Origin of the sequence: Georgenia ruanii, from assembly GCF_009193175.1 — a bacterium.
Lineage (GTDB): Bacteria > Actinomycetota > Actinomycetes > Actinomycetales > Actinomycetaceae > Georgenia > Georgenia ruanii.
In genome coordinates this window covers 74,268-100,587 of sequence record NZ_VUKE01000002.1, presented here as the reverse complement: position 1 = coordinate 100,587, position 26,320 = coordinate 74,268, and the positions used below count along the sequence as shown (strand labels likewise).

Here is a 26,320-nt window from a genome sequence, read left to right as displayed (position 1 = left end):
ACCGTAACCCAACATGCAATTGTCACAAGTTGATAACAATTTGAGATTGTTCACCGCAATCCGTCGCGACGAGTCACGGAACATGATACGGGAAGCGACCGTCGGCTTCCCTTTGCGCACCTGACAGCATCGACAGCCCAATCCACGGCCTCCCACCAGGATCCACCGCCGAGTCGGTCCGTAACGACGCTACAAAACCTTCGGGCGAAACCCAGTAAGACGGCGGCCGGCGGCCTCCTTCGTGTTAAACGAAGTAGACCGCCGGCCAGGTGCTCATATGTTGGTCATGACCGTTGCGCCCGAGGGGACCGTTTCGAGCTAAGACATGTCCGCAAGACCTTCCGCACCGCCGCAAGATTAGCCAGATGCCGCCTGGGGTGCAACACGCAACACTCGGAGAGGATTCAAGCGCCAATCAACAGGTGCGGTTGATCGCCGATTCCTCCACTACTACCGTGCCGCCCAGGATCGCGATCGTGCCGGGCGCCAGGGCGCTCATAGCGTCGTTTGTCCCACGGGACACACACGCGGGTCGTGTGAGGAGTATCGGGGCACCGGCTCTGCCCGCGGCGGGCACGCCGGTAAGTGCGTCGGCGAACTGCAGGCCGGTAGCCAGAAAGACGGCGTCGGCGCCCACCGGCCAGGTGGCCTCGGCGATGGCGGCAGCAGTGGCGTAACGGTCGGCACCGTCAAGACGCGTCACGACCGCGCCAGGCAAGGCGTCCCGCACCGCGCCGGCCACGCCCGCACTGAGTGCCCCTTCGCCGCCCAGGAGGACGACGCGCGTAGGGGTCAACCGCCGTAATTCGGTGCGGATCGCGGGGGCGAGGGAACCGCCGGGCGTGACGTACAACGGGGATCGGCTCGCGGCCGCGGCGGCGCCGCCCGCGAGCCCGTCAGCGAAGTCCTGCCCCGAGGCGAGGTACACGGTGGCGGCATCACTCCACGTCGCGCGGCCCACCCGGGCCGAGGTCTCGTATCGGTCCGCCCCCTCCAGGCGCACGACGTCGCCGTAGGCGCGCAGCTCGGTCTCTACAGAGGCTGAGACCGCCCCGGTGCCGCCAAGCACGTACAGCCGCAAGGGCCGTAGCCGCTGCAGCTCGAGGTGCGCGTCGGCCGGGATTGCGCCGCGCTGGACGAGCAGTACCGGTGCGCCGAGCATGGCCGCGGCCGGACCGGCGGACAGGGCGTCGGCGTATTCCGCTCCTGTGGTGATAAACACGGCGTCCGCCGTCGGGAAGGCAAAGCGCGAGGCAGCGGCCGCAGTGGCGTACCGGTCCGCCCCGCCGAGCCGGACGACAGTTGGCGCACCGCCGGGGTCCGCCGCGAGGCCTGCGGGCAGCATGGCCTGGTAGTCGTCCACCAGGCTGGTCAGCTCGCCCAGACGAGCGTAGAAGTACTGGCCCGGGCACGCCGTCTGGCCGACGTCGCGGTGCCCGACCACCCGCTTGATGGGGACGCCGTTCTTGCCGATTGCGGTGCCGGCCGTAGTGATCCCGTGGATGGCGAACTTCCAGGCGATGACCTGGGCGACGGTGCGAAAGGCGGCGTCGGGCACCGGCACGAGGTCGTAGTTACCCATGACGGAGATGCCGAACGTGGTGGAGTTCACCCCGGAGGCGTGGGCGCCGATGACGGCCTTGGTCAGCCCGCCGTAGCGGCCCTCCCACGCGCGGCCGAACTTGTCGACGATGATGTTGTAGCCGATGTCGCCCCAGCCACGACCGGTCTTGTCGGCGTGGAAGCCGTAGATGCCGCGGATGATCGCGGGGACGTCCTCAGGGCCGTAGTCGTTCGTCTCGGCGGTGTGGTGCACCACCACGCCGGTGACCTGGCCGATCTCCGGCACCCAGAAGCGCTTGGACTCGTCCGCGCCCCAGTCGGCGCGGGTCCGGATAGTCGGCACGGCGTTGGTGGCGCCCACGGCGAAGGCCCCGACCGCGGCCCCGCCCGCGCCCGGCTCCCCGAGCGGCCGCTCCCCCACCGGGACGGCGGCGTCGGCGGGGCTCTCGCCCGGGTCGACGACGACGAGTTGGGGGTCGGTGGGCAGCGTGCCGGGGGCGCCGGCCAGGGTGACCTCGACCTCGTCGGCGTCCATGACGACCACCGGCTCGGTGCCGCCGCGCATGCCGCCGTCGGCCTCGGCGTCGGTCTGCGCGGCGGTGATCTCCATGGCGGTCCAGTCCGACCACGTCGCGCCGTCGCGGCTGCGCAACCGGGCGGTCAGCCCGGCGTCGGCGTCGACCTCCGCCCAGCTCACGCCGACCACGACGAGATGGCCCCCGGCCCCGGAGACGGTGACCTCCTCCACTCGCCGGCCGCCGGCGGTGGCCGTCTCGACGTCGTCCATCGGTACGGCCTCGAGTTCGGTCCTCACCGGGACGGCGTCGCCGACGGTGGGGGTGGTGCTGTCGGGCAGCCCAGCGGCGGCAGCCGCCGAGGGCGCCGGGGCGTCAGCCGGGCTAGCCGGCTCGGCGGGGGCGGGCGCGGCGGTCAGTCCAACACCGAGCAGCGCAAGCGCCGCGCTGAGGGCGGCCGGGCGCGCGAGGGCACGAGGGGTCACGAGATTGCCTGTGCTTTCTGGGGAAGGCGGCACATTGACGCGTCACTGTCCCACACGTCACACAGGTTCGTCCGGAACTTCCGGGGAGAGACTGACAGGTGTCGCGCTCAGACCCGCGCGGCAGCCTCCAGCCTGACGGTCTCCCCGTGGCTGCGGACTCGAGGATGCCCTCGACTACCCGTGAGGGTGTGCACGCCCTCGGCCATGGTGACGATGTGGTCCCCGGTGCCGAGCACGGCGTCGCGGAAGTTCTCCTGCTCCACCCGCAGCGGCTCGCGCTTGGCGATGGCGTAGCGGATCATGTCGCCCCCGCTCACGTCGCTGAAGGCGGCGATCCGGTCCCACTCGGTAGGGACCTTGCCGTTGGCGTAGAACGTCAGGTCGCCGGCGCCGGTGTCCGCGACGAAGGCGCCGCGCTCGCCGGTGATGACCGTTTGGCGCTCCTTGCGCGGGGAGAGCCAGTTGACGGCGCCCGGTGGGGACCATCATGTCCTCCGCCTGGATCTCTATTACCAGGCGGTCCTGCCGCCGGAGGATGGCGAGCCCACGATTGCACCCCTCACTCCGGCATGAACGGCCGAGGCTAGCGAGCTCTTGGACCGGCAGTCTTCGCTCGTACCTCGGCGGCCCGTCCGAGGCGACCGCCCTGATCACCGTCCCCCTCGACACCCCCACCCGTCTGGCGATCGCGGCCTTGGGCACCCCTCGGCCGCCAGCCTCCTGATCAACGCCCAATCCTCCACAGTGATCACACTCCAAATCGTCTCCAGTGTGTTCACTCTTCGAGCGCCGTCACTGTCCAGCTTTCACCCGCCGTCGACACCCGGCAGGCACCCTGGCTGGTTCCTGATCTCGCCGTCGCCGGGGGCGCCACGGAAGGGCGACCATGTCTCGTACTGCTTGTGCGCCGGCTGGTGGTGCCGAGGCCGGAGCCTGAGTGGTCGCTGCCGCGACGACGGGCGACGTGCCGCCTTGGCGACGTCCTGCCCGAGGGTGGAACGGTGAGCTGCCCCTGCTCAGCTACCGGTCCACTGGGGGGCGCGTCGCTCCACGAATGCCAGGGCCCCCTCCTTGGCGTCGGCGGACCGGCGCACCGGACCCAGCCACGCCTCCTGGCAGTCGAACTCCTCCTCGAGCGGCCAGTCCACTGAGCGCCGCAGCACCTGCTTCGACGCGGCGAGCGCCATGGGTGCGTTGGCGGCGATCTCCAGGGCGAGGGCGACGGCTACATCGAGGGCCGTCCCCGGCTCGGCGACCCGGTTCACCAGCCTGACATCGGCCGCCTCGGTCGCCGGAAACATCCGGCCCGTCAGGACGAGCTCCATCGCAAGGTGATAGGGCACCCGCTGCTGCAGGCGGAGCAAGCCCCCGCCTGCGGCCGTGAGACCGCGCTTGACCTCCGGAAGCCCGAAGGTGGCCTCCCGGGAGGCGACGACCAGGTCGCAGGCGAGCACGATCTCGAATCCGCCGGCGAGCGCATATCCCTCGACGGCGGCGACCAAGGGCTTTCGGGGCGGCTGCTCGACGAGGCCGGCGAAGCCGCGGCCCTCGACAAATGGCCGCTCCCCCGCCGCGAACTGCCTCAGATCCATGCCGGCGCAGAACGTGCCGTTTGCTCCGGTGATCACGCCGACGGCGAGGTCCGGCCGGTCGTCGAGCATGGTCACAGCGGCGGCGACCTCCTCGGCCATCGCCAGGGACATCGCGTTGCGGGTCTCGGGTCGGTCCATGGTGAGTACGAGCACCGGGCCGCGCTCCTCGACCTTGAGGTCAGCCATCTGACTCCCTACCTCGACAGGCTCTTGGTGGTCGCGTGCGACGCTGGTGTCCAGCCGCTCCCGAGCGAACCTGGTCGCGGCGTCGAGCGGGCCCCGCACACGACCGCTGGGCGTGACGTGCCGTCATTGCGCGAGCTCACCGGCCTGCGAGAGGTGAGCGAGACCTGGCGCAGCCGGGAGCGAGGCGGGGGCCACCACCTCCTCGAGGGCACTTGCGAGGCGGATCGCGATCCGCATGTCCATGAGCGTGCGGATCGCGGTGGGATCGATGCCGACCTGCTGCTTTATCTGGTCGATCCGGTAGTAGATCGTGTTCGGGTGGACGAACAGCTCCTTCGCCGCGTCGCGAACGTTCAGATTGTGGGTGACGAGGGCGTCCACGGTCTCGAGCCATTCGGGATGGTCGCCGAACACACGAGAGACGAACCTCCTGAGCTCCGGCGGGCAGATCTCATTGAACTCCGAGTGCAGCCGGCTGGCGGCGTGGTCGACGAGCGAGAGATCGTCGACGTACACGGCCTCGCCGGGGCGTACCGTCCGGGCGACCGCGTCGAGCTGAGCGAAGACCTGTTGCCCGGGAACGGTCCAGGCGACCTCACGGGACACCACGATGCCCAGGCTGTCGCCTTCGTCCTGGACGACCTCCAGGACAGCCTTCTTGATCGCGTCCACGCCGACCCTCGGCTCGCTAACGAGGATCACCGCACGGTGGCCGTGCACGGCCACGCACGGTGGCGCGCCCCTGCTCAGCCTGGTTAGGCTCTGGACGAACTGCCCACCGAGGTGCGCCATCCGTGACGGCACGGCGCTGTGCTGACCGCCCGCGCCGACCACCACCAGCACATAGGACTTGCTCCGCGCGAACCCGATCGCGTTCAGCCGGTGCGTCAACGTCTCGGGGGCGAGCTCACCACCGATGAAGTCCAGCAGGAACTGCCATCGAATGGTCGACGTCGAGACCGCCTCCACGCTCGCCGCGGCGATGTAAGCGTCAAGCACCGCACGCGTCGCGCGGTCGACATGGGCCATCCACGCCGACCAGAACCCGCCGACGACGGGATCCCCCGCCTTGCGCGTGGACTCCTGCTCGAACAACCAGTCCCACAGGACCCGTGAGGCGACTTGATAGGAGTACAGCACCGTCTGGGCAGGCACACCGGACTCGGCCCTGTTCTTCGATGCCCGGTGGACGAAGTCGACGTGGGCGACCTCGCGATACACCCCGCGGAGGCGGTCGCAGAAGGTGCGGATGAGGAAGCGGGTCCCGTCACGCATGTACCGCCTGCCATCGGGCTGGCCCGCCAGCACGGAATACTCGGGAAGGCGGGACACGCGATCGAAGACCCGCTCGACGAGTACCTCGATGTCTTCGCTCATCTGCTTGACGTGGGCCTCGAACGTCTCGGCCTTGCCGTGTGCACCCAGCGCGGAATCGAGCATCGACCGGTCCCCTAGACGCCCAGGAGACGATCGATGTCCCCGCTTTGTGCCCGGATCTCCGCCGTCGTGCCGGAATAGACGATCCGGCCGCCGTCCAGTACATAGGCACGATCCGTCAGCGCCAGCGCGAAGTCACGGTTCTGCTCGCACAGCAGCATCGAGATGCCCTGCTGGGTGCGCAGATCGTTGATGACCTGGCCAAGGCTCTCGACGATCAGGGGCGCGAGACCCTCCGACGGCTCGTCGAGGAGGACGAGGGCGGGGCGACCAATCAACGCTCGCCCGATCGCCAACGCCTGCTGCTCGCCGCCGGAGAGCACACCGCCCGGCCGGTCGACCAGGGGGGCGAGCAGGGGAAGCATCTCCAGGACCTCCTCCACCGCAAGCGCCCCCTTGGGGTTCGCCGAGCGGCCCATGCGCAGGTTCTGCTCCACCGTCAGGTCGGGGAAGATGCGGCGATCCTCGGGAACGTAGGCGACTCCGCGCCGGGCGATGACCGACGGCCTAAGGCCACGGATGCCGCTCCCCCGCCACTCCACCGTTCCGGAGGTGCTGCCGACCAGACCCATGATGCTCTTGAGCGTGGTCGACTTTCCCGCACCGTTCCTGCCGAGAAGAGCGACGGACTCACCGTCCCCGATCTCTAGCGAGACGTCGAAGAGCACATGACTGGAGCCGTAGAACGCGTCCAGACCGCTGACCTTCATCATGACTTCACCCCTCCGCCGCCCATGTACACCCTGGCGACTTCACTGTTACGGCGGATCTCGTCGGGCAAGCCGTTGGCGATGATCGCGCCTCTGTTGAGGACGGCAATGCGGTCCGAGAGGGCATATACGACGCTGAGATCGTGCTCGGTGATCAACATGGTGAGCCGGCGGTCGTTGTGCAGCTTCTTGAGCAGCGCCACCGTCGACTCGGTCTCCTCCGGTGACATCCCGGCGGTGGGCTCGTCCAGCAACAGCACCTTGGGCTCCATGCAGAGCGCCATGGCCAGCTCGAGCCGCTTCTTGTCCCCGTGGGAGATCGCCCCGGCCCGGTAACTCAGCACGTCCTCCAGGCCGGTCTCCGTCGCCGCCTGGACCACACGTGCGCTGAGCAACCGCCGCGGCGCGAAGAACGTGCCCACCCGGCGGCCGAGAGACGTGGGCCGCAGCCTTTCAATACCGAGCACCGCGATCATGATGTTCTCGAAAACAGTCATGCTGGGATAGATCCGGGCCACCTGGAACGCGCGGGACAGCCCGAGCTGGACGAGGCTGGACGGATCCTTCTTCGACGTCGCGTGCCCGAGGATCGCGACCGAGCCACCGTCCACGGCGATCTCGGCTGCGACCGAGGCGAAAAGGGTGCTCTTCCCCGCTCCGTTGGGGCCGATGATGGCCTGGATCTCCCCGGGCCGAACCGTCAACGACACATCTTTGAGGGCGAAGAACCCGGAGAAGGTCTTGGTCACGCCCGCGAGCTGCAGCGCATACTCCGGCTCGTGGTCGACTGGCGTCTTCGAACGCAGCTCAACGGCCACTGTGTGCCCCTTCCAGCTCGAATCCCGGATCTGGTTGGCTCGCCGGGACTGGATTCTTGGCGCGTTCGCGCGCCTCCCCCGGTCGCCGGGTCAGCAGACTCCTCAGGGTGGGCCTCAGGCCGACCACCCCGTTGGGCAGGAAGAGGACGACTAGGAGAACGAGCAGGCCGAGGTAGATGTTCACACCCTTGACCACGTCTGCGGTGAGGTACATGAGCCCCTCGTAGACGACCGCACCGATCAGCGCTCCCCAGAAGCTGCGCATCCCTCCGATCAGCACCATGATCAACGGCAGCGACGACGTCGTCCAATAGAGCGTGGTGGGGGTCGTGATGCCGTTCAGCGTGACGAACAGCGCCCCCGCGATCCCGGCAGAGGTGCCGGACAGGGCGAACGCGACCATGCGGTAGCGGCGCGGGCGGAAACCCAGGTACTGCGAGCGGATCGAGTCGTCCCGGATCGACCGCAGGACGTGCCCCAGCGAGGAACGGTCGATCAGGTACAACATCGTCAGCCCGATGATGACGATGACTGCCAGCACCCGGAAGAACTCGCTCGGGATCGTCAGCTCGATGCTCGTCCCCAGGATCTCCAGCGGCGGCGGGGACAACGCGGAGATGCCGTCATCACCGCCGGTGAACTCGCGGAACAGGAACGTGAGCTGGTGGGCGACCATGCTGAACGCGAGTGTCAGGATCGCGAACTGCACGCCCGAGGTACGCAGCGTAACCAGCCCGATCACGATGGCCGCCACGAGGCTGACGAGCAGGCAGAGGCCCAGCGTGGGGACGAGACCCCAGCCTTCTCGGTAGCAGATCGCCGTGATGTACGCACCGATGCCGAAGTGGGCGGCGTGCCCGAAGGACAGGAGTCCGCTGGTGCCCAGGAGCAGGTGATAGGAGGCAGCGAACAGCATCGAGATCAGCATCCCGCTGACCCAGAAGATGGTGATGCCGTCCAGGACGCTCGGCAGCATAGGGAGCAGCACGATCACGATCACGATGCCGACAATGGCTGTCGGAGTTCGGGCAGGCACGGACCGGCCGCCGGGCAGGCTGAGCTTTTGCACTAGAGTCACCAACCTTTGAGGAGGCCCTGAGGCCGCACGAGCAGGATCAGGATCATGGGAACAAAGAGGGCAATTCCGCTCAGTGCCGGCCCGTACACCGTCAGCACGGAGGCACCGAGGCCAAGGACCACCGCGGCGAGCAGAGCACCACGGATACTGCCCATCCCGCCGACCACCACGACGGCGAACGCGGTCAGCAGGAACAGTGCGCCCATCTCGGGCGAGAGCGCGTAGTTCGGAACCGCGAGGCCGCCGGCCAGGCCCGCCAGCACTCCACCGACGGCGAACACGCCGGTGTAGATCAGCTGCACGGGAACGCCCAGCGCCTCCGCCATCTCCTTGTCCTGCGCCGCGGCGCGGATGAGCATGCCGATGGACGTGCGACTGAGAACGAGCCAGAGCGCGACCCCCACCGCCACCGCGACCAGGATGGTGAAGATCGAGTAGTAGGGCACCGTCACCCCACCGATCTCCAGGGAGCTTCCGGTGCCCGTGGGGAACGCCTGAGCCATCGGCTCCAGGCCCCACACGGCCTCGACGATGCCCTCGACGAGCAGCAGGACGCCGAACGTCGCGATCACGGGCGCGAAGGCCTGCCCTCGATAGCTGCGACGCAGCACGAGGACGTCGACCAGGGCAGCGAGCACCCCCACACCCAGGCTCGCCACAATGATCACGGCGAGATAGACCGGGACGCTCACCGCGATGCCGCGGGTGATGGCGTACGTCAGGTAGCCGCCGACCATGAGAAAGGCGCCATGGGCGAAGTTGGGGACGTGGAGCACCCCGTAGACGGTGGTGAGCCCGGCGCCCGCGATGAAGTAGATGGACGCGAGAGAAAGTCCCGTGACCAGCGCGATCAGGAGAAGTGTCATGTGATCAGCCATTTCGGTTCCGGGGTTGGCTAGGCGGGCGCCTAGCCAACCCCTGTTGGTGCGGAATTACTGACCGAGATCTGTCGCGGGCACCGCCAGCGCTTCGGCGACCTTCCACCCCGGCGGGGCGTCATCGGGTGCAATCCGGAAGAAGGCCACGGCGGTCAGTGCCTGACCGTTCTCCTGGAACGTGCGAACACCCTTGACCGTGTCGACCTCCAGGCCCTTCAGCGCCTCGCTCACATCCTTCGCGGATGAGCTGTCCGCCTTCTCGATCGCCGCCTTGTAGGCCCACACCGCGCTGTAGGACTCCGAGGAGTACCCGGTGGGCTCCTCGCCGTACTTGGCCTTGTAGGTCTCGACGAAGCGGTCGTTGAGCTCATTGTCGAAGGAGCCGGGGTAGTAGTGCGAGCCGGCCCACTCGTCCTCCATGCCCTCGCCCATGGCCTTGGCCACCTCGAGCTCGTCGCTGACGATGAGGAACGCGTCGAGGTCCTTGAAGAAGTTGAAGGGCTTGGCCTGCTGGTAGAAGGTCACGGCGAGCGAGGTGTAGAGGGACGAGAACACGCCGTCCGGCTCGGCGCCCATCACGGACTGGATGTACGGCCGGTAGTCGGTGGTGTCGAGCGGGGTCCATGCCTCCTCGACCACCTCGAAGTCCGGGTCGAGGCGCTCCATCTCGCCGCGGAAGAACTCCCAGGTCTCGTGCCCGTACCCGTAGTCCGGCGAGACACTGGCCCACTTGTGCGCGTCGGGGAACTTCTCGTGCATGAGGCGCGCGGCGGCGACGTTCCTGGTCCTGGCGTCGTCGGAGATCCGGAACATGAAGTCGGTGGGGTTGTCGTCGAAGAGCTGGGACGTGTGGGCCGCGGTGACCATCAGCGTCGACTCGACCTGGTTGAGGATCGGCTTCGCCGCGAGCGCCTCGTTGCTGACGCCGAGGCCGAACAGCAGGTGGACATCCTTCTGGGCGAGGTCGCGGATCTGCCGGATCGTTTGGGTCGGGTCGCAGGCGGTGTCCTTGACGGTGAGCTCCACCGTGCGGCCGTCGATCCCGCCCTGCTCGTTGACCTGGTCGACGGCGAGGCGCGCCCCCTTCTCCTGCCGTTCACCGGCGGACGCGCACGCCCCGCTCATGCCGTAGACGAGCCCCAGCTTGACCGGTTCGTCGTCGTTGACCCCGCTCGCCGGCCCGCAGGCACTCAGCAGCGAGGCGGCCAGGAACATCGGAGCCGCGACCCCCAGCATCCGACGGAACCGCGGCCGCATCTTCGTTCGCCTCGCATCTGGCTCAATTGAGTCGATCACGTCAAGCCCTTCTCTTGGAACTTCGGATGAGCCGCCTCATCAGTTCCGGCTGGAACCTGTTGATCCAACAGCATCCGTCGGTTCAGTTGGGGGGGAATCACTGAGAGACAGCAAAAAACCGGGTTGATTACCAGATGCTGGACCGATGCGTTAAAGCCGGCGGCAACTGCATCGTCACCACCGCCGTCCACGACCCGCACCGAACGGCCAGCACGGCTCGGAGTCTTAACGGCGAGCCGGACCGTGGCAATAGTCAGCATCGCTCTTTGGACTCGTTCCCAACGCCGCGGCCGGACTGTTGTGGCTCTCGCCATGGTCGTCACATTCCCGAGCAGGCACGCTCGTGGTCGACCCCGAAGATGAGGAAGAATCTGATGCTTGTACACGCGGGCGGATCCACGATGCGCATAGCCGTGATCGGTGCTGGAATCTCCGGCATCGCTGCCGGCGTCAATCTGCAGAAGGTGGGCATCGAGGAGTTCACGATCTTCGAGAAGAACCCGGACGTCGGTGGCACCTGGTTCTTGAACTCCTACCCCGGTGCGGCGTGCGACGTGGACTCGCGGCTCTACAGCTACTCCTTCCATACGCGCAAGCAGTGGGGCCGCAGGTACGCGGAGCAGCCCGAGATCCTCGACTACCTCAACGAGGTGGTCGACCGATTCGGCCTGCGCCCGAAGATCCGGACATCGAGCGACGTGCGGTCGTGCGTCTACGACCCCAGCTCCAAGCAGTGGCGCATCGCCTGCGAAGATGGCTTCGAGCAGAACTTTGATGGCGTCATTGCCTGCGTCGGGATGTTGAACGACCCACTGATCCCGAACATACCCGGGCTGGACGCGTTCACCGGGGTCGCCACGCACACGGCTCGCTGGCCCAAGGACCTCGACGTGCACGGGCTACGCGCCGCTGTCGTGGGCACCGGGTCGTCAGCCGCCCAGATCGTGCCGGCGATCGCACCGCACGTGCACAGTCTCCATCTGTTCCAGCGGCAGCCGGGCTGGGTGCTGCCGAAGCCGGACAAGGTGCACGCCGGGACGGTCAAGCGGCCGGCCGGGCCGCTGCAGAAGGCGGAACGCTGCTGGCAGTACCTCCGACGCGAGCTTGCCCACGGCAAGTACGAGATGGGATCCCGGCGAAACGTCCGACAGCTGCGCCATGCGGTGGACTTCCTCGAGCGAGCGGTCGACGACCCCGCCCTCCAAGAGGTCTTGAAACCCTCGTACCCCTTCGGCTGCAAGAGAGCAGTTCGCGACAGCAACTTCTACCCGGCGCTCCTGCGCGACAACGTCACCACCGTCCCGTCGGCCCTGGTCGGTGTGGACGGATCGCGCGTGATCGCCGCGGACGGGACCACGGTCGAGGTGGACCTCCTGGTCCTGGCCACCGGGTTCCGGGCCCAGGAGTTCTTGAACACCGTCGAGGTGGAGGGGCCGGACGGCCGGCTGCTGAGCCACCAGTGGGCAGAGGCCGGCGGCCCGGAGGCGTTCCTCGGCGTCGCCGTCCCCGGGCTGCCGAACTTCTTCATGACCTACGGGCCCAACAGCAACACGGCAACCACCTCCATGGTCTTCGTCCTCGAGCGCCAGGTCGAGCACATCGTCCGTGCGCTCGCCTACGCCGACCGCAACCGCCTGACCGGTCTGATGGTGCGGCCCGACGCCCACCGCAGGTTCAACCAGTGGTTGCAGTCGTCGATCTCGGACACGGTGTGGACAGCCGGCTGCAACAACTACTTCAGCACCCAGGACGGCAAGATCGTCACGAACTGGCCGCACACCTCGATCGCGTACGCCGGTCTCCTCAAGGCAGCACACCCGGGCCTCCCGTGGATCTATGAGGAGTTCAGGATGTGACTCGGTCCCAGGGGCGCCAGCTCGCGCTCATCGCGCTCGTGCAGGTCCTCGCCATGGCGCTGTGGTTCTCGGCGTCGGCGGTGCTCCCGGCGCTGCGGCAGGAGTGGGATCTCGGAACGTCCGCCGCGAACCTGCTGGCGACCTCCCTGCAGGTCGGGTTCGTCGCCGGCGCGCTGCTCTCGGCCTTCCTCAACATCGCCGATCGGGTCCGGGCGCACCTGCTCATGAGCGTCTCCGCCCTCACCGGCAGCCTGTTGACGGCGCTGGTGCTGGTCATCGGCGAGGAGTACGTCCTGGCCGTGCTGATCCGCTTCCTCACGGGGGTCTGCCTCGCCGGTGTCTACCCGGTGGGCATGAAGCTTATGGCCACCTGGTTCGACCGCGGCCGCAGCTTCGCCATGGGGGTCCTGATCGGCGCCCTGACGCTCGGTTCCAGCCTTCCGCAGCTCCTGGTCGCCGTCTCGGCCAGCGACTGGCGACCGGTGCTTGTCGCCGCCGCCCTCCTTGCCGGCCTGGGCGGCATCGTGGCCCTGGTCCTGGTTCGGCCCGGTCCCCATCTCGCAGGCGCCGCGCCATTCGCCCCGCGTTATGCGATCCGCATGTTCCAGGACCCGAACCAGCGCCGCATCAATCTCGGTTACTACGGGCACATGTGGGAGCTGTACGCGTTCTGGACGTGGCTTCCCACGTATCTCGCAGCGGTCGAGATCTTCGGTGACGGCATCGCCATCCAGAGCCCCGCCGTCGGGCTCCTCACCTTCACGGTGATCGGGGTCGCCGGCACCGCGGGGTGCGTCGCCGCGGGCCGCTGGGGCGAGGGCGCGGGGCCCGTGCGCATGGCGCGCCTGGCGCTCGTCACGAGCGGCACCTGTGCCGTCGCCTCGTACGGCGTCTCGATGCTCGGCCTCGTCCCGCTCACGGCGCTCCTGATGATCTGGGGCGCCAGCGTCGTTGCCGACTCCGGACAGTTCTCGGCAGCTCTGTCGCACGTCACCGACCCCGGCCACGTCGGGACCGCGCTGACCGTCCAGACCGCCGTCGGCTTTGCCGTGACGACGGTCTCCATCCAGGGCCTGCCGTATCTGGCGGAAGCGACAAGCTGGCGAATTGCCTTTGTCGCACTTTCCGCCGGGCCACTTTTCGGGGTGTTGGCCCTTCGCGAAAGGCGCCTCGTGCCCGCTCCCTCGTGAGGCTGTGGACCTGAACAGTGGCTCCTGTACACGTTGGGCAGCCCTCCATTGATGGGGCTCACCCTCGCGCGAAGAATGAGGTTCACCGCCGCAATGAGCGGCTTTAACGGATTGGTGAGTGAAATTTGATGCACCAGACGACCGAATCGGACATCGCGAGCCCGGTGATCGACAGCGCGGCGCTTGCCGGCTTGAGAATGCTGATCGGGGGCGAGCTGGTCGACGGCGAGGGTCGCACGAGCATCACCGACCCCGGCACCGGTCAGCACCTCGCCGAGAGCCCGACGGCATCGCCCAGGCAGGTTCACAGCGCGATCGCCGCAGCTTCCAACGCGTTCCGGGTGTGGCGAAGCTCGACGTACGAGCAGCGCCGGGAAGTCGCCCTGCGGATCTCCGCCGTCCTGCACGAGAACGTGGAGCGCCTCGCACCGCTGATCGTGCTCGAGCAGGGCAAACCCATCGACGAAGCCCGCTCGGACGTCACGCGAGCGAGCCAGTTCGCCGAGTTCATGGCCGGGATCAGGCTCGAGCGGTCCCTCCTCGTCGATGACGACACGAACAGCGTGTGGCTCGTGCCGCGCCCGCTCGGCGTCGTCGCCGCGATCGTGCCGTGGAACTTCCCGCTCTACCAGGCCGTCTTCAAGACGACCCAGGCACTCATGGCGGGCAACAGCGTCATCGTCAAGCCCGCCCCCACCACTCCGTTGAGCACCCTCGTCCTCGGCGAGCTGCTCCACGACCAGGTGCCACCCGGGCTGATCAACATCGTCACCGACGGCGGCGACGTCGGCCCGATCCTCGCTGACGCCGACGACGTCGCGAAAGTGAGCTTCACCGGCTCCACCGCGACCGGGCGCCGGGTCATGGAGACGGCGGCCAGAACGCTCAAACGACTCACCCTCGAGCTTGGCGGGAACGACGCGGCGATCATCCTTGACGACGTCGACGTCGACTTCGTCGCGCAGCGCCTGGTCGCGACATCCTTCAAGAACGCGGGACAGGTGTGCATTTCGAGCAAGCGGATCTACGCCCAACGCGACGTCTACACCGCCCTGGTCGACGCGATGGCGTACCACGCTAGCCAGCTCAAGGTCGGCCACGGCCTCGATCCCAGCACACAACTCGGGCCCGTGCAGAACTCCCAGCAGTTCGAGCAGGCGAAGAACTGGCTTCGACTGGCCACCTCCGAAGGGCGGGTCGCCACGGGCGGTCGGACCCTTGACACCCCCGGCTACTTCGTCGAGCCCACCGTCGTCACGGACGTCCGGCCCGGCTCCGCACTCCTCTCCCAAGAGATCTTCGCGCCGATCCGCACGGTCAGCGCCTTCGACGACACCGCTTCCGTGGTCCGGCTTGCGAACGACTCGGTCTACGGCCTGGGCGCCTCCGTATGGACGAAGGACACGGACCGGGCGTTGCAGCTCGCGGAGGAGCTCGATGCCGGCACGGTCTGGATCAACCAGCACGGCGCGCTGCGCCAGGACGTCCCCTACGGCGGTGTGAAGCAGTCGGGATTCGGTCTGGAGTTCGGGATCGAGGGCGTCCGGGCCTACACGAGCACGCAGGTCGTGAACCTCAACAAGACACCGCAGCCGTAGCAGCGGCTCGCGAGAAAACAGGAGTAGCCGTGCAAACTTGTACCTGGGCACCCACCACCACGCTGCGGGCCAAGCTTTTCCGCAAGGGCGACCCGTCGCTGGCGACCACCGTCGACCAGACCGAGCTGATGCAGGCCGGCGGCGGCAGCGAGCTCACCGCCGCATTCCAGGAGTCCGTGGGAGCGCTGGACGGCCTGATCGACAACCTGCTCGTGCCGCAGCGGTGGTACGGGACCGCGAACAACGGCCCGTCCAGCTTCGACGTCTTCGCGATGTCAACGCTGTTCGCAGCGTGCACGACGAAGATGAAGATCATCTCCGCCATCCATCCCGGGTTCACACTTCCCGCTGTCGTCGCCAAGTGGGGAGCCACCATGGACCGGCTCTCGGGCGGTCGTTGGGGGATCAACGTCGTCTCAGGTTGGAAGGTCTCCGAGTTCGCGAGCTTCGGCGCCGATCTGGTCAGTCATGACGACCGCTACGCCCGTTCGGCCGAGTTCATCGACATCCTGCGGCGTGCCTGGTCCAGCGAGTCCGTCGCCTACCAGGGCGAGTACTACTCCGTCGACGACCTGATCATCGATCCTGGCCCCCTCGGCGAGCTCGAGGTCTTCCAGGGTGGGCAGTCCGAGGCCGCGATGGAGATGGGCGCCAAGCACAGCGACTGGATGTTCCTCAACGGCGGCTCGCCCGAGAAGATCGAGGGCATCATCACCCAAGTGCGCAAGCGAGCCGCCAACGAGGGCCGCGAGGTGCGCTTCGCGGTCACCGCGTCGCCGGTGTGCCGCTCGACGGACAAGGCGGCCTGGAACGAGATCGACACGATGGTGGGCGCGATCGACTGGGACGCCGTGAACAGCCGCCGCAAGATGACCGACAGCGTGGGCATGTGGAGCGACTGGGACAGCAAGCTGGCCGCGCTCGACATGAACGAGGGCTACGCCACCGGGCTGATCGGCTCTCCCGACACGATCCTCACCAAGGTGGAGGAGCTCAAGGAAATCGGCGTCGGCATGCTGCACCTGTCCCTGGGCGATCCCGCGTTCAACCGCCACGTCCTGCCCCACCTGCACGCGGTGTGACGCTGCCCGGACAGCGCCGGGCACGACAGACAGATCGACTGGACACGACAGAAAGATCAACGATGTTCGCACTCGACGGCATCCGCGTGCTGGACCTGAGCCACTACATCGCGGGCCCGCACTGCTCCTTGCTCCTGGCCGACCACGGAGCCGAGGTCATCAAGCTAGAACCGCTGAGCGGTGAACCGTCCCGTCATGCCCAGCCGGTCTATGACGGGCAGAGCCTCTACTTCACGTCCATGAACCGGAACAAGAAGTCCCTGGCGATCGATCTGAAGCGGCCGGAGGCCCGGCCCGTCGTCGACCAGCTGGTGTCGACGGCGGACCTGGTCGTCACCAACTACTCCAAGGGCGTGCCGGAACGGCTCCATTTCGACTATGACCGGATCAGCAAGATCAACCCGCGGATCATCATGGTCCAGGTGACCGGCTTCGGGCTGACCGGCCACATGAGCGACCTGTCGGCGTTCGACGGGATCATCCAGGCGTTGAGCGGGATCTCTTACCTGACGGGCGAGAGGGACGGACCTCCATTGAAGGCCGGCGCCTATATCGCCGATCATGCCGCGGGGCTCCACGGCGCGCTCGGCGCCCTGCTGGCGCTGCAGCACCGCGAGCGCACCGGGGTCGGCCAGCTCGTGGACGTGTCGATGCTGGACTCGATCGTCGCGATGCTCGCCTACGAGCCTGCCCGGGCGCACGTGGGGATGGAGCCGGCCCGCTCGGGCAACCGGAGCGCCAACGTCTTCGCCACGACCTTCCGTACCCGTGACGGTTACGTCTACATCGCCGCGCTCTCCGAGCGTATGTGGACCGGGCTGGCCGAGGAGGTGGGCACTGCCGAGCTGGCCGATCCTAGGTATCTCTCGGCCGCGCGGCGTGTCGAGGACTACGACAGCCTGGAGAAGGCCATCACCGCGTGGACCACGCAGCACTCCAGCGACGAGATCGTCGCGCGGCTTCAGGCTCGGGGGGTCCCGACCGGCAAGGTCAGCTCCATCGACGATCTGCTCGCGTCCGATCAGCTCGCCGATCGCGACATGCTGCCCCACGTCAGGCACGGTGACGGGCACGTGCCCATGCCCGGCCGCGTCGCCCACATGAGCGCCGAGGTGCCCCTCGTGCCGGCGCGCGCGCCGGGCCTGGGCGCCGACACGATGGGCATCCTGACGTCGTGCGGGTTCGAGACCGACGAGATCGACGCCCTGGCCGCTTCCGGCGTTGTCTCGGTTCCCGCGAGCGCCTATGCCGCCAGTGTCGGTGCCGCCGGGCCGCCCCGTGGCGGTCAGCCTTCAGGTCCCCGCAGCAGCGGGATCGGGGACTGGGCATGACCGATGCGCCCGATCACGAGTTCGGTCCGGTCAGTCACCGGATCGAGCCTCGGTGGGCGATGAACTATGCCGCGGCTGTGCTCGACCCGAACCCCGCTCTGCTTGGCGAGTCGCGCACCGTGCACTGCGGTTACCTGGCACACCTCGAATGGCTGATCAGGCAGCGCATCCGTGAGGCGCCCGTGCTCGCCGGTGCACGATCCGTCGTGCAGCTCACCAGCTCCACGTCAATGATGCGTCCCCTCGAGTGGGACGACGACCTGGAGGTCACCGGCCGCATCTCGTCGATAACTCCGACGGCGACCGCAACGGTGGTCGCCACCGAGTTCGTCGTCACGCACAAGACGACCGCCACCACGGCCGCGATCACCACAGCCACGAGCCTCTATCGCGGCCTCAAGCTGCCCCCCATGGCCGACCTCCCCCCTGACGAGCATCGCATGCCTCCGCCCGGCCACGGCCAGCTGCCGCTGAGCTCCGCCGTCGAGATCGAGTTCACCGACGTCGCCGCGCACGTCTATTCGGAGTGCGCCCGGATCTGGGTGCCTTTCCACACCGACCTCCGCGAATCTCAGCGGGCCGGCTTCCCGCGACTCATCCTCCATGGCACCGCGACCCTCTCGTACTGCCTGTCGGCCCTCCTGGGTGCGGTCGGCGTGACGGATCACGCCAGGGTCAAGCACTTCCGGTGCGGTTTCCGGAAGCCCGTTTTTGTCGGCACCCGAGCGCGCCTTGTCTACGCCACCCACGAGGACGAGACCGGCACGGTCGTCGATTTTGAGTTGCGCGACCCGGAAGGTGTCCCCCTCCTCAGCGACGGGGTCGTCACACTCGCGCCTGCCCCGCAACTCCTTGAGCCACTTTGGGGCACACCCCAATCGCTCGCTCAACACTCTGGATGACGAGCCATGGCGGTCAGTTGAGGCCCCGTGAAACCGTCGACGAGTAAGAGCCCGATCCGAGGAACAGAAGGAACCGCCGTGAACGCACAGAAGACGACCACCGTTCGGATTCTTCCTCGGTTGCACGAGGACGGGCCGGAATCAGAGCCGCCCATCAGGCTCCTCGCCCTCGGCGGATCGACCCGCGAGAACTCGTCCTCAGAGATCGCGCTGCGTATCGCCGCCGACAGCGCCAGCCAGGCCGGCGCCGAGGTCGAGTTCCTCGTAGGGCGTGACCTGATGCTCCCGATCTACGACGCCGAGGACTCCTTTCGTTCCGCGAGCAGCACGCGGCTGGTCGAGGCCTATGCCCGCGCCGACGGCATCATCATCGCAAGCCCGGGATACCACGGCTCAATGTCGGGAATGATCAAGAATGCCCTCGACTATGCCGAAGACCTCCGGCGCATCGGCCGCAGTTACTTCGACGGCCTCGCCGTGGGGTGCATCTCCGTCGCCTACGGATGGCAGGCCTCCGTCAGCGCCCTTCAGCACCTGCGGGGAGTGGCCCACGCTCTGCGCGCCTGGCCCACTCCGTTGGGCGTCGCCCTGAACACCAGCGTCAACTCCATGGAGACCATCGCCCAGGATCCGACGAATCATCACGCGATCCAGCTGACGACCGTCGCCTCCCAGGTCGTTCGGTTCACGCAGGCGATGCGGGCCGAGCAGATGGCCAAATTTGCGCCGAGCACATCGATGGTCCGACCTGTCCACCGGGCCTGATCCGCGCGCCCGGCTCCGCGACCGCCGCTGACTGCACGCGGCCGTCACGGGTTCTCCCGCACATCACCACGTGCGGACGGTCTCCCACGCTTCCTGTCGCACCACGAAGAAAGCAGAAGCAAGATGAGCCTCTCCCTCAACGGAACGTTGAAGCACAAGATGCGTCCGCTCGCACATGTCGGTGTCTTCGGCGGCGGACGGATGGGGATCGGCATCGCCCACGCGTTAGGGTCGATCGCCGCCAGGGTGACGATCGTGGAGGTCCCCAAGTCCGTCGACCAGGCCCGCGACCGGCTCGCGGCAACGCTCGCGCGGTCAGCGGATCAGGCGGCACCCGCAGCTTTCGACGTGGTGACCGAGCCGGACGTGCTCCACGATGCCGAGCTCGTCATCGAGGCCGTGCCCGAGGACGCCGCGCTGAAGGGTGACGTCCTGCGGCGGATCGATCGGATCAGCGCTGAGGCAGTCCTCGCGAGCAACACCAGCTCGATGTCGATCGACGCGCTCTCGCAGGCCGTGACCGATCCCGCCCGGTTCTTGGGCCTCCACTTCTTCAACCCCGTCCCGGCGAGCTCGCTGGTCGAGATCGTGGTGGGCCGAGCGACCTCACCAGAAGTCGTCAGCCAGGCTCAGCGCTGGGTGGCCGCCCTGGAGAAGACGTCCATCGTCGTCCGCGACTCACCGGGTTTCGCCAGCAGCCGCCTGGGGGTCGTGATAGCCCTCGAGGCGATGCGCATGGTCGACGAGGGCGTCGCGTCGATCGAGGACATCGACACCGCCATGACGCTCGGCTACCGCCATCCCCTCGGCCCGTTGCGCACGACCGATCTCGTCGGCCTGGACGTCCGCCTGGCCATCGCCCGGGAGCTTGAGCGTGAGCTCGGCAGCCGGTTCGCCGCGCCCGAGCTGCTGATCGACAAGGTCGCGAGAGGAGAGCTCGGCCGCAAGACCGGACAGGGCTTCTATCGGTGGTGAGCGCCGGGATCCCCGGCGGCCCACCCCCGACCACGCAGACGACCACGCGCACGACTTACGCAGACGACTGACCAGCGACCACACAGTAAGGACATGACATGGAGACACTCACCATCAACGGCTTCGACGCGCAGGCCCTCAGAGCGACGATCGAGGCGGTCACCGAGAACCGCCAGCTCGGGCACGTCACGTTCGCCGTGCACGGCGAATGGCGTGGCGGCCTATCCATGAGGGCGACCACCGGTGCGCTGGTCCAGGGTGGCTCGAGCGACCAGACGCGCCTTGGCAAGTACGTCATGGAGAGCGACGAGCCCACCGCGCTGCTGGGCACCGACACCGCGGTGTCCCCGGCCGAGTACGTCCTGCAGGCCTTGGCGGGCTGCTACACCGTCACGCTCGTGGCCAACGCAGCCGCGCGGGGCATCGAGCTGAAGAGCTACCGCCTGGATCTGGAGGCGGACTTCGATCTGAGCGGATTCCTCGGCGTGGATCACAGCGTCTCCCCCGGAGTGCAGGGTGTGCGGGTACGCGTCGAGCTCGACGCCCCGGGCGTGAGCCGCGACCAGCTCGTCGAGCTCGTCGAGCTGGTCGAGCAACGGTCTCCGATCCGAGACACGCTCGTTCGCGGGGTCCCGGTCACCACCGAACTGGCGTGAGGCGTCGCCGCGGATGACCGCGGCGCCCTCACCAGGTCATGCGGTGGGCCGCGCAGGCCGGCTCAGCCGGCGACGGCGGCGACGTCGGCGGGCTGCAGGTGCACGCTCTGCCCGGTGGCGGCCGACTCGAGGATGCCCTCGACCACGGTGAGGGTGTGCACGCCCTCGGCCATGGTGACGATGTGGTCGCCGGTGCCGAGCACGGCGTCGCGGAAGTTCTCCTGCTCCACCCGCAGCGGCTCGCGCTTGGCGATGGCGTAGCGGATCATGTCGCCCTCGCTCACGCCGCGGAAGGCGGCGATCCGGTCCCACTCGGTGGGGACCTTGCCGTTGGCGTAGAACGTAAGGTCGCCGGCGCCGGTGTCCGCGACGAAGGCGCCCCGCTCGCCGGTGATGACGGTCTGGCGCTCCTTGCGCGGGGAGAGCCAGTTGACCAGGTGGTTGACGATGATGCCGTTCTCCAGCCGGCCGGTGGCGACCACCATGTCCTCGTGGTCGCGGCCGGAGCGGTGCGTGACGTGCGCGGAGACGGAGGCGTAGGGGCTCTGTGCCAGCCAGGCGGTGAGGTCGACGTCGTGGGTGGCGAGGTCCTTGACCACGCCGACGTCGGAGATGCGGCCCGGGAAGGGGCCCTGCCGGGAGGTGGCGATCTGGTAGACCTCGCCGAGCTCGCCGTCGGCGATGCGCCGGCGCGCCTCGAGCAGGGCCGGGTTGCACCGCTCGACGTAGCCGACGGCGCCGACCAGGCCTGCGTCCTCGAATGCCTGGGCCACCCGGCGGCCGGCGTCGGCGGTAGCGGCGATGGGCTTCTCCACCATGGTGTGCACGCCCGCGGCGGCCAGCGCCAGGGCGACGTCCTCGTGGTAGACGGTGGGCACGGCCACCAAGGCGGCGTCGATGCCGGCGGCGATGAGCGCCTCGACGTCGGGCAGCACCTCGAGGTCGCCGGCGACGCCCCAGGCGTCCCCGGCGGGGTCGGCGAGGGCGACCAGCTCCATGCCGGGGGTCTCGCGGATGACGCGGGCGTGGTGGCGACCCATGGAGCCCAGGCCGATGAGGCCCATGCGCAGGGTCTTCGTGGCGCCGCTCATCAGGCGCCCGCCTTGACGACGACGGTGTTGACGGCGGTGACGATGCGCTCGAGGTCGTCCTGGGAGAGGGAGGGGTGCACCGGCAGGGAGATGACCTCGGCGGCGGCCCGCTCGGTCTCGGGCAGCTCCAGGCCCGGAGCGTAGGGCGCAAGCGACGCGAGCCGGTGGTTGGGGATGGGGTAGTAGACCCCGCTGCCGACCTGGTGCTCCTCCCGCAGCGCGGTGACGACACGGTCGCGCTCGGCGCCCGCGGCGCCGGGGATGCGGATCGTGTACTGGTGGTAGACGTGCACCGCGCCGTCGGCCACCGGCGGGGTGGTGACGCCCTCGAGGTGGGCGTCGAGGAACTTGGCGTTGGCCTGGCGCTGGGCGGTCCAGGCATCGACCTTGGTCAGCTGCACGCGGCCGATGGCGGCGTGGATGTCGGTCATGCGGTTGTTGAGGCCGACGAGCTCGTTGGCGTACTGCGTCTCCATGCCCTGGTTGCGCAGCAGCCGGACGTTGCGGGCGATCTCCTCGGTGGCGCAGGCGACCATGCCGCCCTCGCCGGAGGTCATGTTCTTCGTCGGGTACAGGGAGAACATCGCGAAGGTGCCGAAGGTGCCGACCTGCTCGCCGTTCAGGCTGGCGCCGTGGGCCTGGGCGGCGTCCTCGAAGACCATCAGGCCGTGCTCGTCGGCCAGGGCCCGGATGGCGGGCATGTTGGCGGGGTGGCCGTACAGGTGCACCGGCATGATCGCCTTGGTGCGCTCGGTGATGGAGGCGCGGATCGACTCGGGGTCGAGGCAGAAGTGGTCGGGCTCGATGTCGGCGAAGACTGGGGTGGCGCCGGTCAGCGCGACGGCGTTGCCGGTGGCGGCGAAGGTGAAGGACGGCACGATGACCTCGTCGCCGGGGCCGATGCCGGCGGCGAGCAGGCCCAGGTGCAGGCCGGAGGTGCCGGAGTTCACCGCCACGCAGGCGCGGCCGGGCGTGAAGTGCTCGGCGAACTCGGCCTCGAAGGCCTTGACCTCCGGGCCCTGGGCCACCATGCCGGAGGCGAGCACGGCGTCGACCGCGCGGCGCTCGTCCTCGCCGATGATCGGCTTGGCCGCGGGAATCATGGGCAGGCTCACTCGGCCGCCACCTTCCTGATCGTGTTCTCAAACTCGTCGTACTGCTGGCCGGTCTGCGGGCAGCGCCACCGCGGCGCTCCGCCGTCGGCCCCGGGCACCGGCTCCAGGCGCACGCCGGCCTGCCCCACCCAGCCGATCTGGCGGGCCGGGACCCCGGCGACAAGCGCATGGGGCGGGACGTCCTTCGTGACCACCGCGCCGGCGGCGACGGTGGCCCAGGCCCCGACGGTCACCGGCGCCACGCACACCGCGCGGGCGCCGATGGCGGCGCCGGTCTCGATGGTCACGCCCACCGGCTCCCAGTCGTGGGCGGACTTCAGGGAGCCGTCGGGATTGATGGCGCGGGGGTAGGTGTCGTTGGTGAGCACCACCGCTGGGCCGATGAAGACGCCGTCGGCCAGGCTGGCGGGCTCGTAGACGAGGGCGTAGTTCTGCACCTTGCAGTTGTTGCCCATCCGCACGCCGGTGCCGATGTAGGCGCCGCGGCCGATGACGCAGTTCTCCCCGAGCTCGGCGCCCTCACGCACCTGGGCCAGGTGCCAGACCGAGGTGTCGTCCCCGATGCTGGCGTCGGGCGAGACGTCCGCGCTGTCCACGATCCGCGCTGGCATCGGCATGCTCCTCCATCGCGGCGCCGGCGCGCCGCTCTTCGGCCGGGATGGGTCCGAAGGAAAACTTAGCCCAACCCGTCCGATCCGCTCCCGGGGCCGAAGGCCCAGGGCGGCTCCACCCGCCGCTGGTGGCTAGGCGGCGCGGAGGATGTGATGCAGGTCCCGATGACCTGAGGAGGTGGGTGACGGCTGCGACAATGGCGCCCATGACTGTGCCCTCGCCCCTCAGCGACGCGTGGCTCGTCATCCCGCTCTACAACGAGGCGGCGGTCATCGAGGAGGTGATCGCCGAGGCGCTGCAGACCTTTCCGCACATCGTGTGCGTGGATGACGGCTCGACCGATGCGTCGGCGGAGCGCGCGCGCCGCGCCGGCGCCGTGGTGCTCCAGCACGCGGTCAACCTCGGGCAGGGCGCGGCGCTGCAGACCGGCATCGAGTTCGTCGTCGGCCACACCCCGGGGCGGTTCGTCGTGACGTTCGATGCCGACGGCCAGCACGACGTCGCGGACGCGGCGGCCATGGTGCGGCTGGCGCAGCACGACGATCTCGCCATCGTCTTCGGCTCCCGGTTCCTCGACGACCGGACCAAGCCAGGCCTGGCCAAGCGCGCCGTGCTCAAGACCGCCGTCTGGGTGACGAACCAGTCCACCGGGCTGCGCCTCACGGACGCGCACAACGGCCTGCGGGTCATCCGGCGCGACGCCGCCGCCGAGGTCCACCTGCACCAGAACCGGATGGCCCACGCCAGCGAGATCGTCACCCAGCTCGGGCGCACCAAGCTGCCCTGGCGCGAGTACCCGGTGTTCATCCGCTACACCGAGTACTCCCGGGCCAAGGGGCAATCGCTGCTCAACTCGATCAACATCCTCGTCGACCTGCTCGTGAACTAGGAGCGCCCATGTGGATCCAGGTCCTTCTGCTCCTCGGCATCGCCGCCACGGTGCTCCCGCTCACCCGGTCCGCCGCGGGCGCGCGGCATCAGGCCATCCGCCGGCTGATGCTGTTCGGCTTCGTGGTCCTGGCCGCCTTCGCGGTGCTCTTCCCCTCGTGGTTCAGCAAGGTCGCGAACCTGCTGGGGGTCGGGCGCGGGACCGACCTGCTCCTCTACCTGCTGGTCATCGCCTTCCTCACCTACGTCTCCAGCAACTACCGCCGCCTCGCCGCCCAGGACCGGCGGATCACGATCCTGACGCGCAAGCTGGCGCTCGCCGAGGGCCAGACCGGCCTCGCGGCGACGCCGCAGGAGACCGCTTCACAGCCGGGCCTGGAGCAGGTCATGCCCAGCGAGGAGCCGGAGGCCGCCCCGACGGACGGCGCCACCAAGGGCGGCGACCTGACCTCCTAGCCAGCCACGCCGGCGGGTGTGCTACCGCCGGGGGCGCAGGCGGGGCCGGCGCAGGCCCGCCACGGCGGCGACATCGCCGTCAGGGCTCTTGCGCCGGCCGGGCACCGCGGCCGTCCCGGCGCCGGCAACCACGCCGGCCGCCCGGCGGCCGGTGGTGCGCAGCGACCGGTGCTGCTCCACCCACTCGACGAGCCGGAGCCGGACGGCCTCATTCCGGCCACGCTGCAGCGCCCGGATCATCGCGGCCGCCACGGCGTCGACGTCGTAGGCGACGACCTCGCCCAGGTCGTGTGCGGCGATGTCCTCGGCGGCCGGGCCGACCCCGGCGAACAGCGCCGGGGTGCCGCTGGCCAGGGCCGCCAGGACCTTCGTGGGGTAGGCGAAGTCGTAGCCCTGCCCCGGGACGATGCTCACCAGCGCCGCGGCGGCGCCCCGCTGCCAGCGGGCCACCTCCTCGGGCGGCATCGTGCTCAGCAGCTCTACGGCGTCCGGCGCCAGCTCGGTGCTCAGCTCCCGGATCTGCTCCCAGGCGCTGCCCTGGCCGACGAAGACCAGCCGGGCCTCCGGCACCTGGGCGAGGACCTGCGGCATCGCCCGGACGAAGATGTCCGCGCCCTGCCACTCCGAGGCGGTGCCGGCGTAGAGGAGGTACGCGCCGGGCGAGGCGGCCGCGCCGTCGGGCGTGAAGGTGCGGGTGTCGATCCCGTTGGGGACGACGTCCACCTCGCGCACGCCCAGCTCGCGCACCCGCGCGGCCACCTCGTCCGAGACCGCGATGACCCGACGGGCGCCGCGCATCGCCCAGCCCTCCAGCCGCCGCAGCAGCGCCACCAGCGCGGCCGGAGCGGTCTGCGCCGCCGCGTCCGACCAGACGTCCGCGGCGTAGTAGACGTAGGGCACGCGGCGGATCGCCGCGATGACGCGGACCACCGCCCCGGTCGTCGGCGGCGGCTCCGTCACAACGACGTCGGCCGGCTCGCGCAGGAGCCGCAGCGCCAGGGGGGCGTCGAAGCTGACGTACTGGAGGTACCCGCGCACGTACCCCTGCGCGTCCCTCAGCACGGGCCAGCGCTTGACCACCGCGCCCGCCGGATCCACCGCCTCCGCCTCCGGGTAGCGGGTGGTGAGCACCGTCACCCGATGCCCCACCTGGCCCAGCGCGGTGACGAGCGCGTGCAGCCGGAAGGAGGCCGCGGCCGGCTCGGGGGTGAAGATCCGTGTGGTCAGGACGATGCGCATGGACGC

The 26,320-nt window shown here is 68.9% G+C and carries 24 protein-coding genes and 2 pseudogenes; 11 read left to right on the top strand and 15 right to left on the bottom strand.

Features of this window, described 5'->3' with window-relative positions; genetic code table 11:
- Positions 1-415: 415 nt before the first annotated feature.
- The 11 genes and pseudogenes from GD880_RS03510 to GD880_RS20195 all read right to left on the bottom strand — a co-directional run bounded on the left by GD880_RS03510 (position 416) and on the right by GD880_RS20195 (position 10,818).
- The gene (locus GD880_RS03510; protein WP_152230240.1) at positions 416-2,563 is read right to left on the bottom strand and encodes a cell wall-binding repeat-containing protein; all 2,148 of its coding nucleotides are present in this window, start codon (positions 2,561-2,563) and stop codon (positions 416-418) included.
- A gap of 139 nt (positions 2,564-2,702) precedes the next feature.
- A pseudogene (locus tag GD880_RS03505) lies at positions 2,703-3,030 on the bottom strand (gfo/Idh/MocA family oxidoreductase); the annotation flags it as partial.
- Positions 3,031-3,172: 142 nt separating this feature from the next.
- Positions 3,173-3,306: pseudogene (locus GD880_RS20585) on the bottom strand (helix-turn-helix domain-containing protein); the annotation flags it as partial.
- A gap of 273 nt (positions 3,307-3,579) precedes the next feature.
- Positions 3,580-4,341 carry a crotonase/enoyl-CoA hydratase family protein gene (locus GD880_RS03495; RefSeq protein WP_152230239.1) on the bottom strand — a complete coding sequence of 254 codons (762 nt, stop codon included), beginning with the start codon at positions 4,339-4,341 and terminating at the stop codon, positions 3,580-3,582.
- A 123-nt stretch (positions 4,342-4,464) separates the two neighbouring features.
- A complete protein-coding gene (locus GD880_RS03490) occupies positions 4,465-5,781 on the bottom strand; it encodes a PucR family transcriptional regulator (protein ID WP_152230238.1) in 1,317 nt (438 codons plus the stop codon).
- 11 nt (positions 5,782-5,792) lie between these two features.
- Entirely contained in the window at positions 5,793-6,491 is a 699-nt protein-coding gene (locus tag GD880_RS03485; protein WP_152230237.1) for an ABC transporter ATP-binding protein, read from the bottom strand.
- Entirely contained in the window at positions 6,488-7,306 is an 819-nt protein-coding gene (locus tag GD880_RS03480) for an ABC transporter ATP-binding protein (protein WP_193314341.1), read from the bottom strand. The genes GD880_RS03485 and GD880_RS03480 overlap by 4 nt, the downstream gene beginning before the upstream one ends.
- Complete coding sequence (locus tag GD880_RS03475) at positions 7,296-8,375, bottom strand: branched-chain amino acid ABC transporter permease (RefSeq protein WP_152230235.1); 1,080 nt, start codon at positions 8,373-8,375, stop codon at positions 7,296-7,298. The genes GD880_RS03480 and GD880_RS03475 overlap by 11 nt, the downstream gene beginning before the upstream one ends.
- A gap of 5 nt (positions 8,376-8,380) precedes the next feature.
- Positions 8,381-9,250: a branched-chain amino acid ABC transporter permease gene (locus GD880_RS03470; RefSeq protein ID WP_193314340.1), complete on the bottom strand. Its 870-nt coding sequence runs from the start codon at positions 9,248-9,250 to the stop codon at positions 8,381-8,383.
- Positions 9,251-9,316: 66 nt separating this feature from the next.
- Positions 9,317-10,498 carry an ABC transporter substrate-binding protein gene (locus tag GD880_RS03465; RefSeq protein WP_193314339.1) on the bottom strand — a complete coding sequence of 394 codons (1,182 nt, stop codon included), beginning with the start codon at positions 10,496-10,498 and terminating at the stop codon, positions 9,317-9,319.
- Positions 10,499-10,554: 56 nt separating this feature from the next.
- Positions 10,555-10,818, bottom strand: coding sequence for a hypothetical protein (locus tag GD880_RS20195; protein ID WP_193314338.1), 264 nt, complete (start codon positions 10,816-10,818; stop codon positions 10,555-10,557).
- A gap of 141 nt (positions 10,819-10,959) precedes the next feature.
- Between GD880_RS20195 and GD880_RS03460 the strand changes: the two genes are divergently transcribed.
- The 9 genes from GD880_RS03460 to GD880_RS03420 all read left to right on the top strand — a co-directional run bounded on the left by GD880_RS03460 (position 10,960) and on the right by GD880_RS03420 (position 20,913).
- Positions 10,960-12,414 (top strand): flavin-containing monooxygenase, encoded by a 1,455-nt coding sequence (locus GD880_RS03460; protein ID WP_193314337.1) that lies wholly within the window; start codon positions 10,960-10,962, stop codon positions 12,412-12,414.
- Positions 12,411-13,604 (top strand): MFS transporter, encoded by a 1,194-nt coding sequence (locus tag GD880_RS03455; RefSeq protein ID WP_152230231.1) that lies wholly within the window; start codon positions 12,411-12,413, stop codon positions 13,602-13,604. The genes GD880_RS03460 and GD880_RS03455 overlap by 4 nt, the downstream gene beginning before the upstream one ends.
- Before the next feature lie 128 nt (positions 13,605-13,732).
- A complete protein-coding gene (locus GD880_RS03450; RefSeq protein ID WP_152230230.1) occupies positions 13,733-15,202 on the top strand; it encodes an aldehyde dehydrogenase family protein in 1,470 nt (489 codons plus the stop codon).
- A gap of 29 nt (positions 15,203-15,231) precedes the next feature.
- Complete coding sequence (locus GD880_RS03445; protein WP_152230229.1) at positions 15,232-16,284, top strand: LLM class flavin-dependent oxidoreductase; 1,053 nt, start codon at positions 15,232-15,234, stop codon at positions 16,282-16,284.
- 62 nt (positions 16,285-16,346) lie between these two features.
- On the top strand, positions 16,347-17,615 hold the full coding sequence (locus GD880_RS03440; protein ID WP_152230228.1) for a CaiB/BaiF CoA transferase family protein: 1,269 nt from the start codon (positions 16,347-16,349) through the stop codon (positions 17,613-17,615).
- On the top strand, positions 17,612-18,517 hold the full coding sequence (locus tag GD880_RS03435; RefSeq protein WP_152230227.1) for a MaoC/PaaZ C-terminal domain-containing protein: 906 nt from the start codon (positions 17,612-17,614) through the stop codon (positions 18,515-18,517). Before GD880_RS03440 ends, GD880_RS03435 begins: the two co-directional genes overlap by 4 nt.
- A 78-nt stretch (positions 18,518-18,595) precedes the next feature.
- Positions 18,596-19,282 carry an NADPH-dependent FMN reductase gene (locus tag GD880_RS03430; protein ID WP_226909351.1) on the top strand — a complete coding sequence of 229 codons (687 nt, stop codon included), beginning with the start codon at positions 18,596-18,598 and terminating at the stop codon, positions 19,280-19,282.
- A gap of 123 nt (positions 19,283-19,405) precedes the next feature.
- Positions 19,406-20,257, top strand: coding sequence for a 3-hydroxyacyl-CoA dehydrogenase family protein (locus tag GD880_RS03425; RefSeq protein ID WP_226909350.1), 852 nt, complete (start codon positions 19,406-19,408; stop codon positions 20,255-20,257).
- Between the two features lie 98 nt (positions 20,258-20,355).
- Positions 20,356-20,913, top strand: a complete 558-nt coding sequence (locus GD880_RS03420) for an OsmC family protein (protein WP_152230226.1) — start codon at positions 20,356-20,358, stop codon at positions 20,911-20,913.
- A 62-nt stretch (positions 20,914-20,975) separates the two neighbouring features.
- Here GD880_RS03420 and GD880_RS03415 read toward each other — a convergent pair whose 3' ends face one another.
- Genes GD880_RS03415 through GD880_RS03405 form a run of 3 tightly spaced genes read right to left on the bottom strand, consistent with a single transcriptional unit; the run spans position 20,976 to position 23,730 of the window.
- On the bottom strand, positions 20,976-22,004 hold the full coding sequence (locus GD880_RS03415; protein WP_152230225.1) for a Gfo/Idh/MocA family protein: 1,029 nt from the start codon (positions 22,002-22,004) through the stop codon (positions 20,976-20,978).
- Positions 22,004-23,107, bottom strand: a complete 1,104-nt coding sequence (locus GD880_RS03410; RefSeq protein WP_152230413.1) for a DegT/DnrJ/EryC1/StrS family aminotransferase — start codon at positions 23,105-23,107, stop codon at positions 22,004-22,006. Before GD880_RS03410 ends, GD880_RS03415 begins: the two co-directional genes overlap by 1 nt.
- Before the next feature lie 8 nt (positions 23,108-23,115).
- On the bottom strand, positions 23,116-23,730 hold the full coding sequence (locus GD880_RS03405) for an acyltransferase (RefSeq protein WP_152230224.1): 615 nt from the start codon (positions 23,728-23,730) through the stop codon (positions 23,116-23,118).
- 197 nt (positions 23,731-23,927) lie between these two features.
- On the opposite strand from GD880_RS03405, the gene GD880_RS03400 reads away from it, so the two are divergent.
- Together GD880_RS03400 and GD880_RS03395 are read left to right on the top strand one after the other, a co-directional pair.
- A complete protein-coding gene (locus tag GD880_RS03400; RefSeq protein WP_152230412.1) occupies positions 23,928-24,620 on the top strand; it encodes a glycosyltransferase family 2 protein in 693 nt (230 codons plus the stop codon).
- A gap of 8 nt (positions 24,621-24,628) precedes the next feature.
- The gene (locus GD880_RS03395; protein ID WP_152230223.1) at positions 24,629-25,075 is read left to right on the top strand and encodes a DUF2304 domain-containing protein; all 447 of its coding nucleotides are present in this window, start codon (positions 24,629-24,631) and stop codon (positions 25,073-25,075) included.
- 21 nt (positions 25,076-25,096) lie between these two features.
- On the opposite strand, the gene GD880_RS03390 is transcribed toward GD880_RS03395, so the two are convergent.
- Positions 25,097-26,314 (bottom strand): glycosyltransferase family 4 protein, encoded by a 1,218-nt coding sequence (locus GD880_RS03390; RefSeq protein ID WP_152230222.1) that lies wholly within the window; start codon positions 26,312-26,314, stop codon positions 25,097-25,099.
- Positions 26,315-26,320: the final 6 nt, after the last annotated feature.

Coding starts and splice junctions, on each gene's coding strand:
- GD880_RS03495 (WP_152230239.1), bottom strand. CDS start 4,341: ATGGCTGACCTCAAGGTCGAGGAGCGCGGCCCGGTGCTCGTACTCACC.
- GD880_RS03490 (WP_152230238.1), bottom strand. CDS start 5,781: ATGCTCGATTCCGCGCTGGGTGCACACGGCAAGGCCGAGACGTTCGAG.
- GD880_RS03485 (WP_152230237.1), bottom strand. CDS start 6,491: ATGATGAAGGTCAGCGGTCTGGACGCGTTCTACGGCTCCAGTCATGTG.
- GD880_RS03470 (WP_193314340.1), bottom strand. CDS start 9,250: ATGACACTTCTCCTGATCGCGCTGGTCACGGGACTTTCTCTCGCGTCC.
- GD880_RS03465 (WP_193314339.1), bottom strand. CDS start 10,498: ATGCTGGGGGTCGCGGCTCCGATGTTCCTGGCCGCCTCGCTGCTGAGT.
- GD880_RS20195 (WP_193314338.1), bottom strand. CDS start 10,818: ATGCTGACTATTGCCACGGTCCGGCTCGCCGTTAAGACTCCGAGCCGT.
- GD880_RS03460 (WP_193314337.1), top strand. CDS start 10,960: ATGCGCATAGCCGTGATCGGTGCTGGAATCTCCGGCATCGCTGCCGGC.
- GD880_RS03450 (WP_152230230.1), top strand. CDS start 13,733: ATGCACCAGACGACCGAATCGGACATCGCGAGCCCGGTGATCGACAGC.
- GD880_RS03440 (WP_152230228.1), top strand. CDS start 16,347: ATGTTCGCACTCGACGGCATCCGCGTGCTGGACCTGAGCCACTACATC.
- GD880_RS03435 (WP_152230227.1), top strand. CDS start 17,612: ATGACCGATGCGCCCGATCACGAGTTCGGTCCGGTCAGTCACCGGATC.
- GD880_RS03425 (WP_226909350.1), top strand. CDS start 19,406: ATGAGCCTCTCCCTCAACGGAACGTTGAAGCACAAGATGCGTCCGCTC.
- GD880_RS03420 (WP_152230226.1), top strand. CDS start 20,356: ATGGAGACACTCACCATCAACGGCTTCGACGCGCAGGCCCTCAGAGCG.
- GD880_RS03415 (WP_152230225.1), bottom strand. CDS start 22,004: ATGAGCGGCGCCACGAAGACCCTGCGCATGGGCCTCATCGGCCTGGGC.
- GD880_RS03410 (WP_152230413.1), bottom strand. CDS start 23,107: ATGATTCCCGCGGCCAAGCCGATCATCGGCGAGGACGAGCGCCGCGCG.
- GD880_RS03405 (WP_152230224.1), bottom strand. CDS start 23,730: ATGCCAGCGCGGATCGTGGACAGCGCGGACGTCTCGCCCGACGCCAGC.
- GD880_RS03400 (WP_152230412.1), top strand. CDS start 23,928: ATGGCGCCCATGACTGTGCCCTCGCCCCTCAGCGACGCGTGGCTCGTC.
- GD880_RS03395 (WP_152230223.1), top strand. CDS start 24,629: ATGTGGATCCAGGTCCTTCTGCTCCTCGGCATCGCCGCCACGGTGCTC.
- GD880_RS03390 (WP_152230222.1), bottom strand. CDS start 26,314: ATGCGCATCGTCCTGACCACACGGATCTTCACCCCCGAGCCGGCCGCG.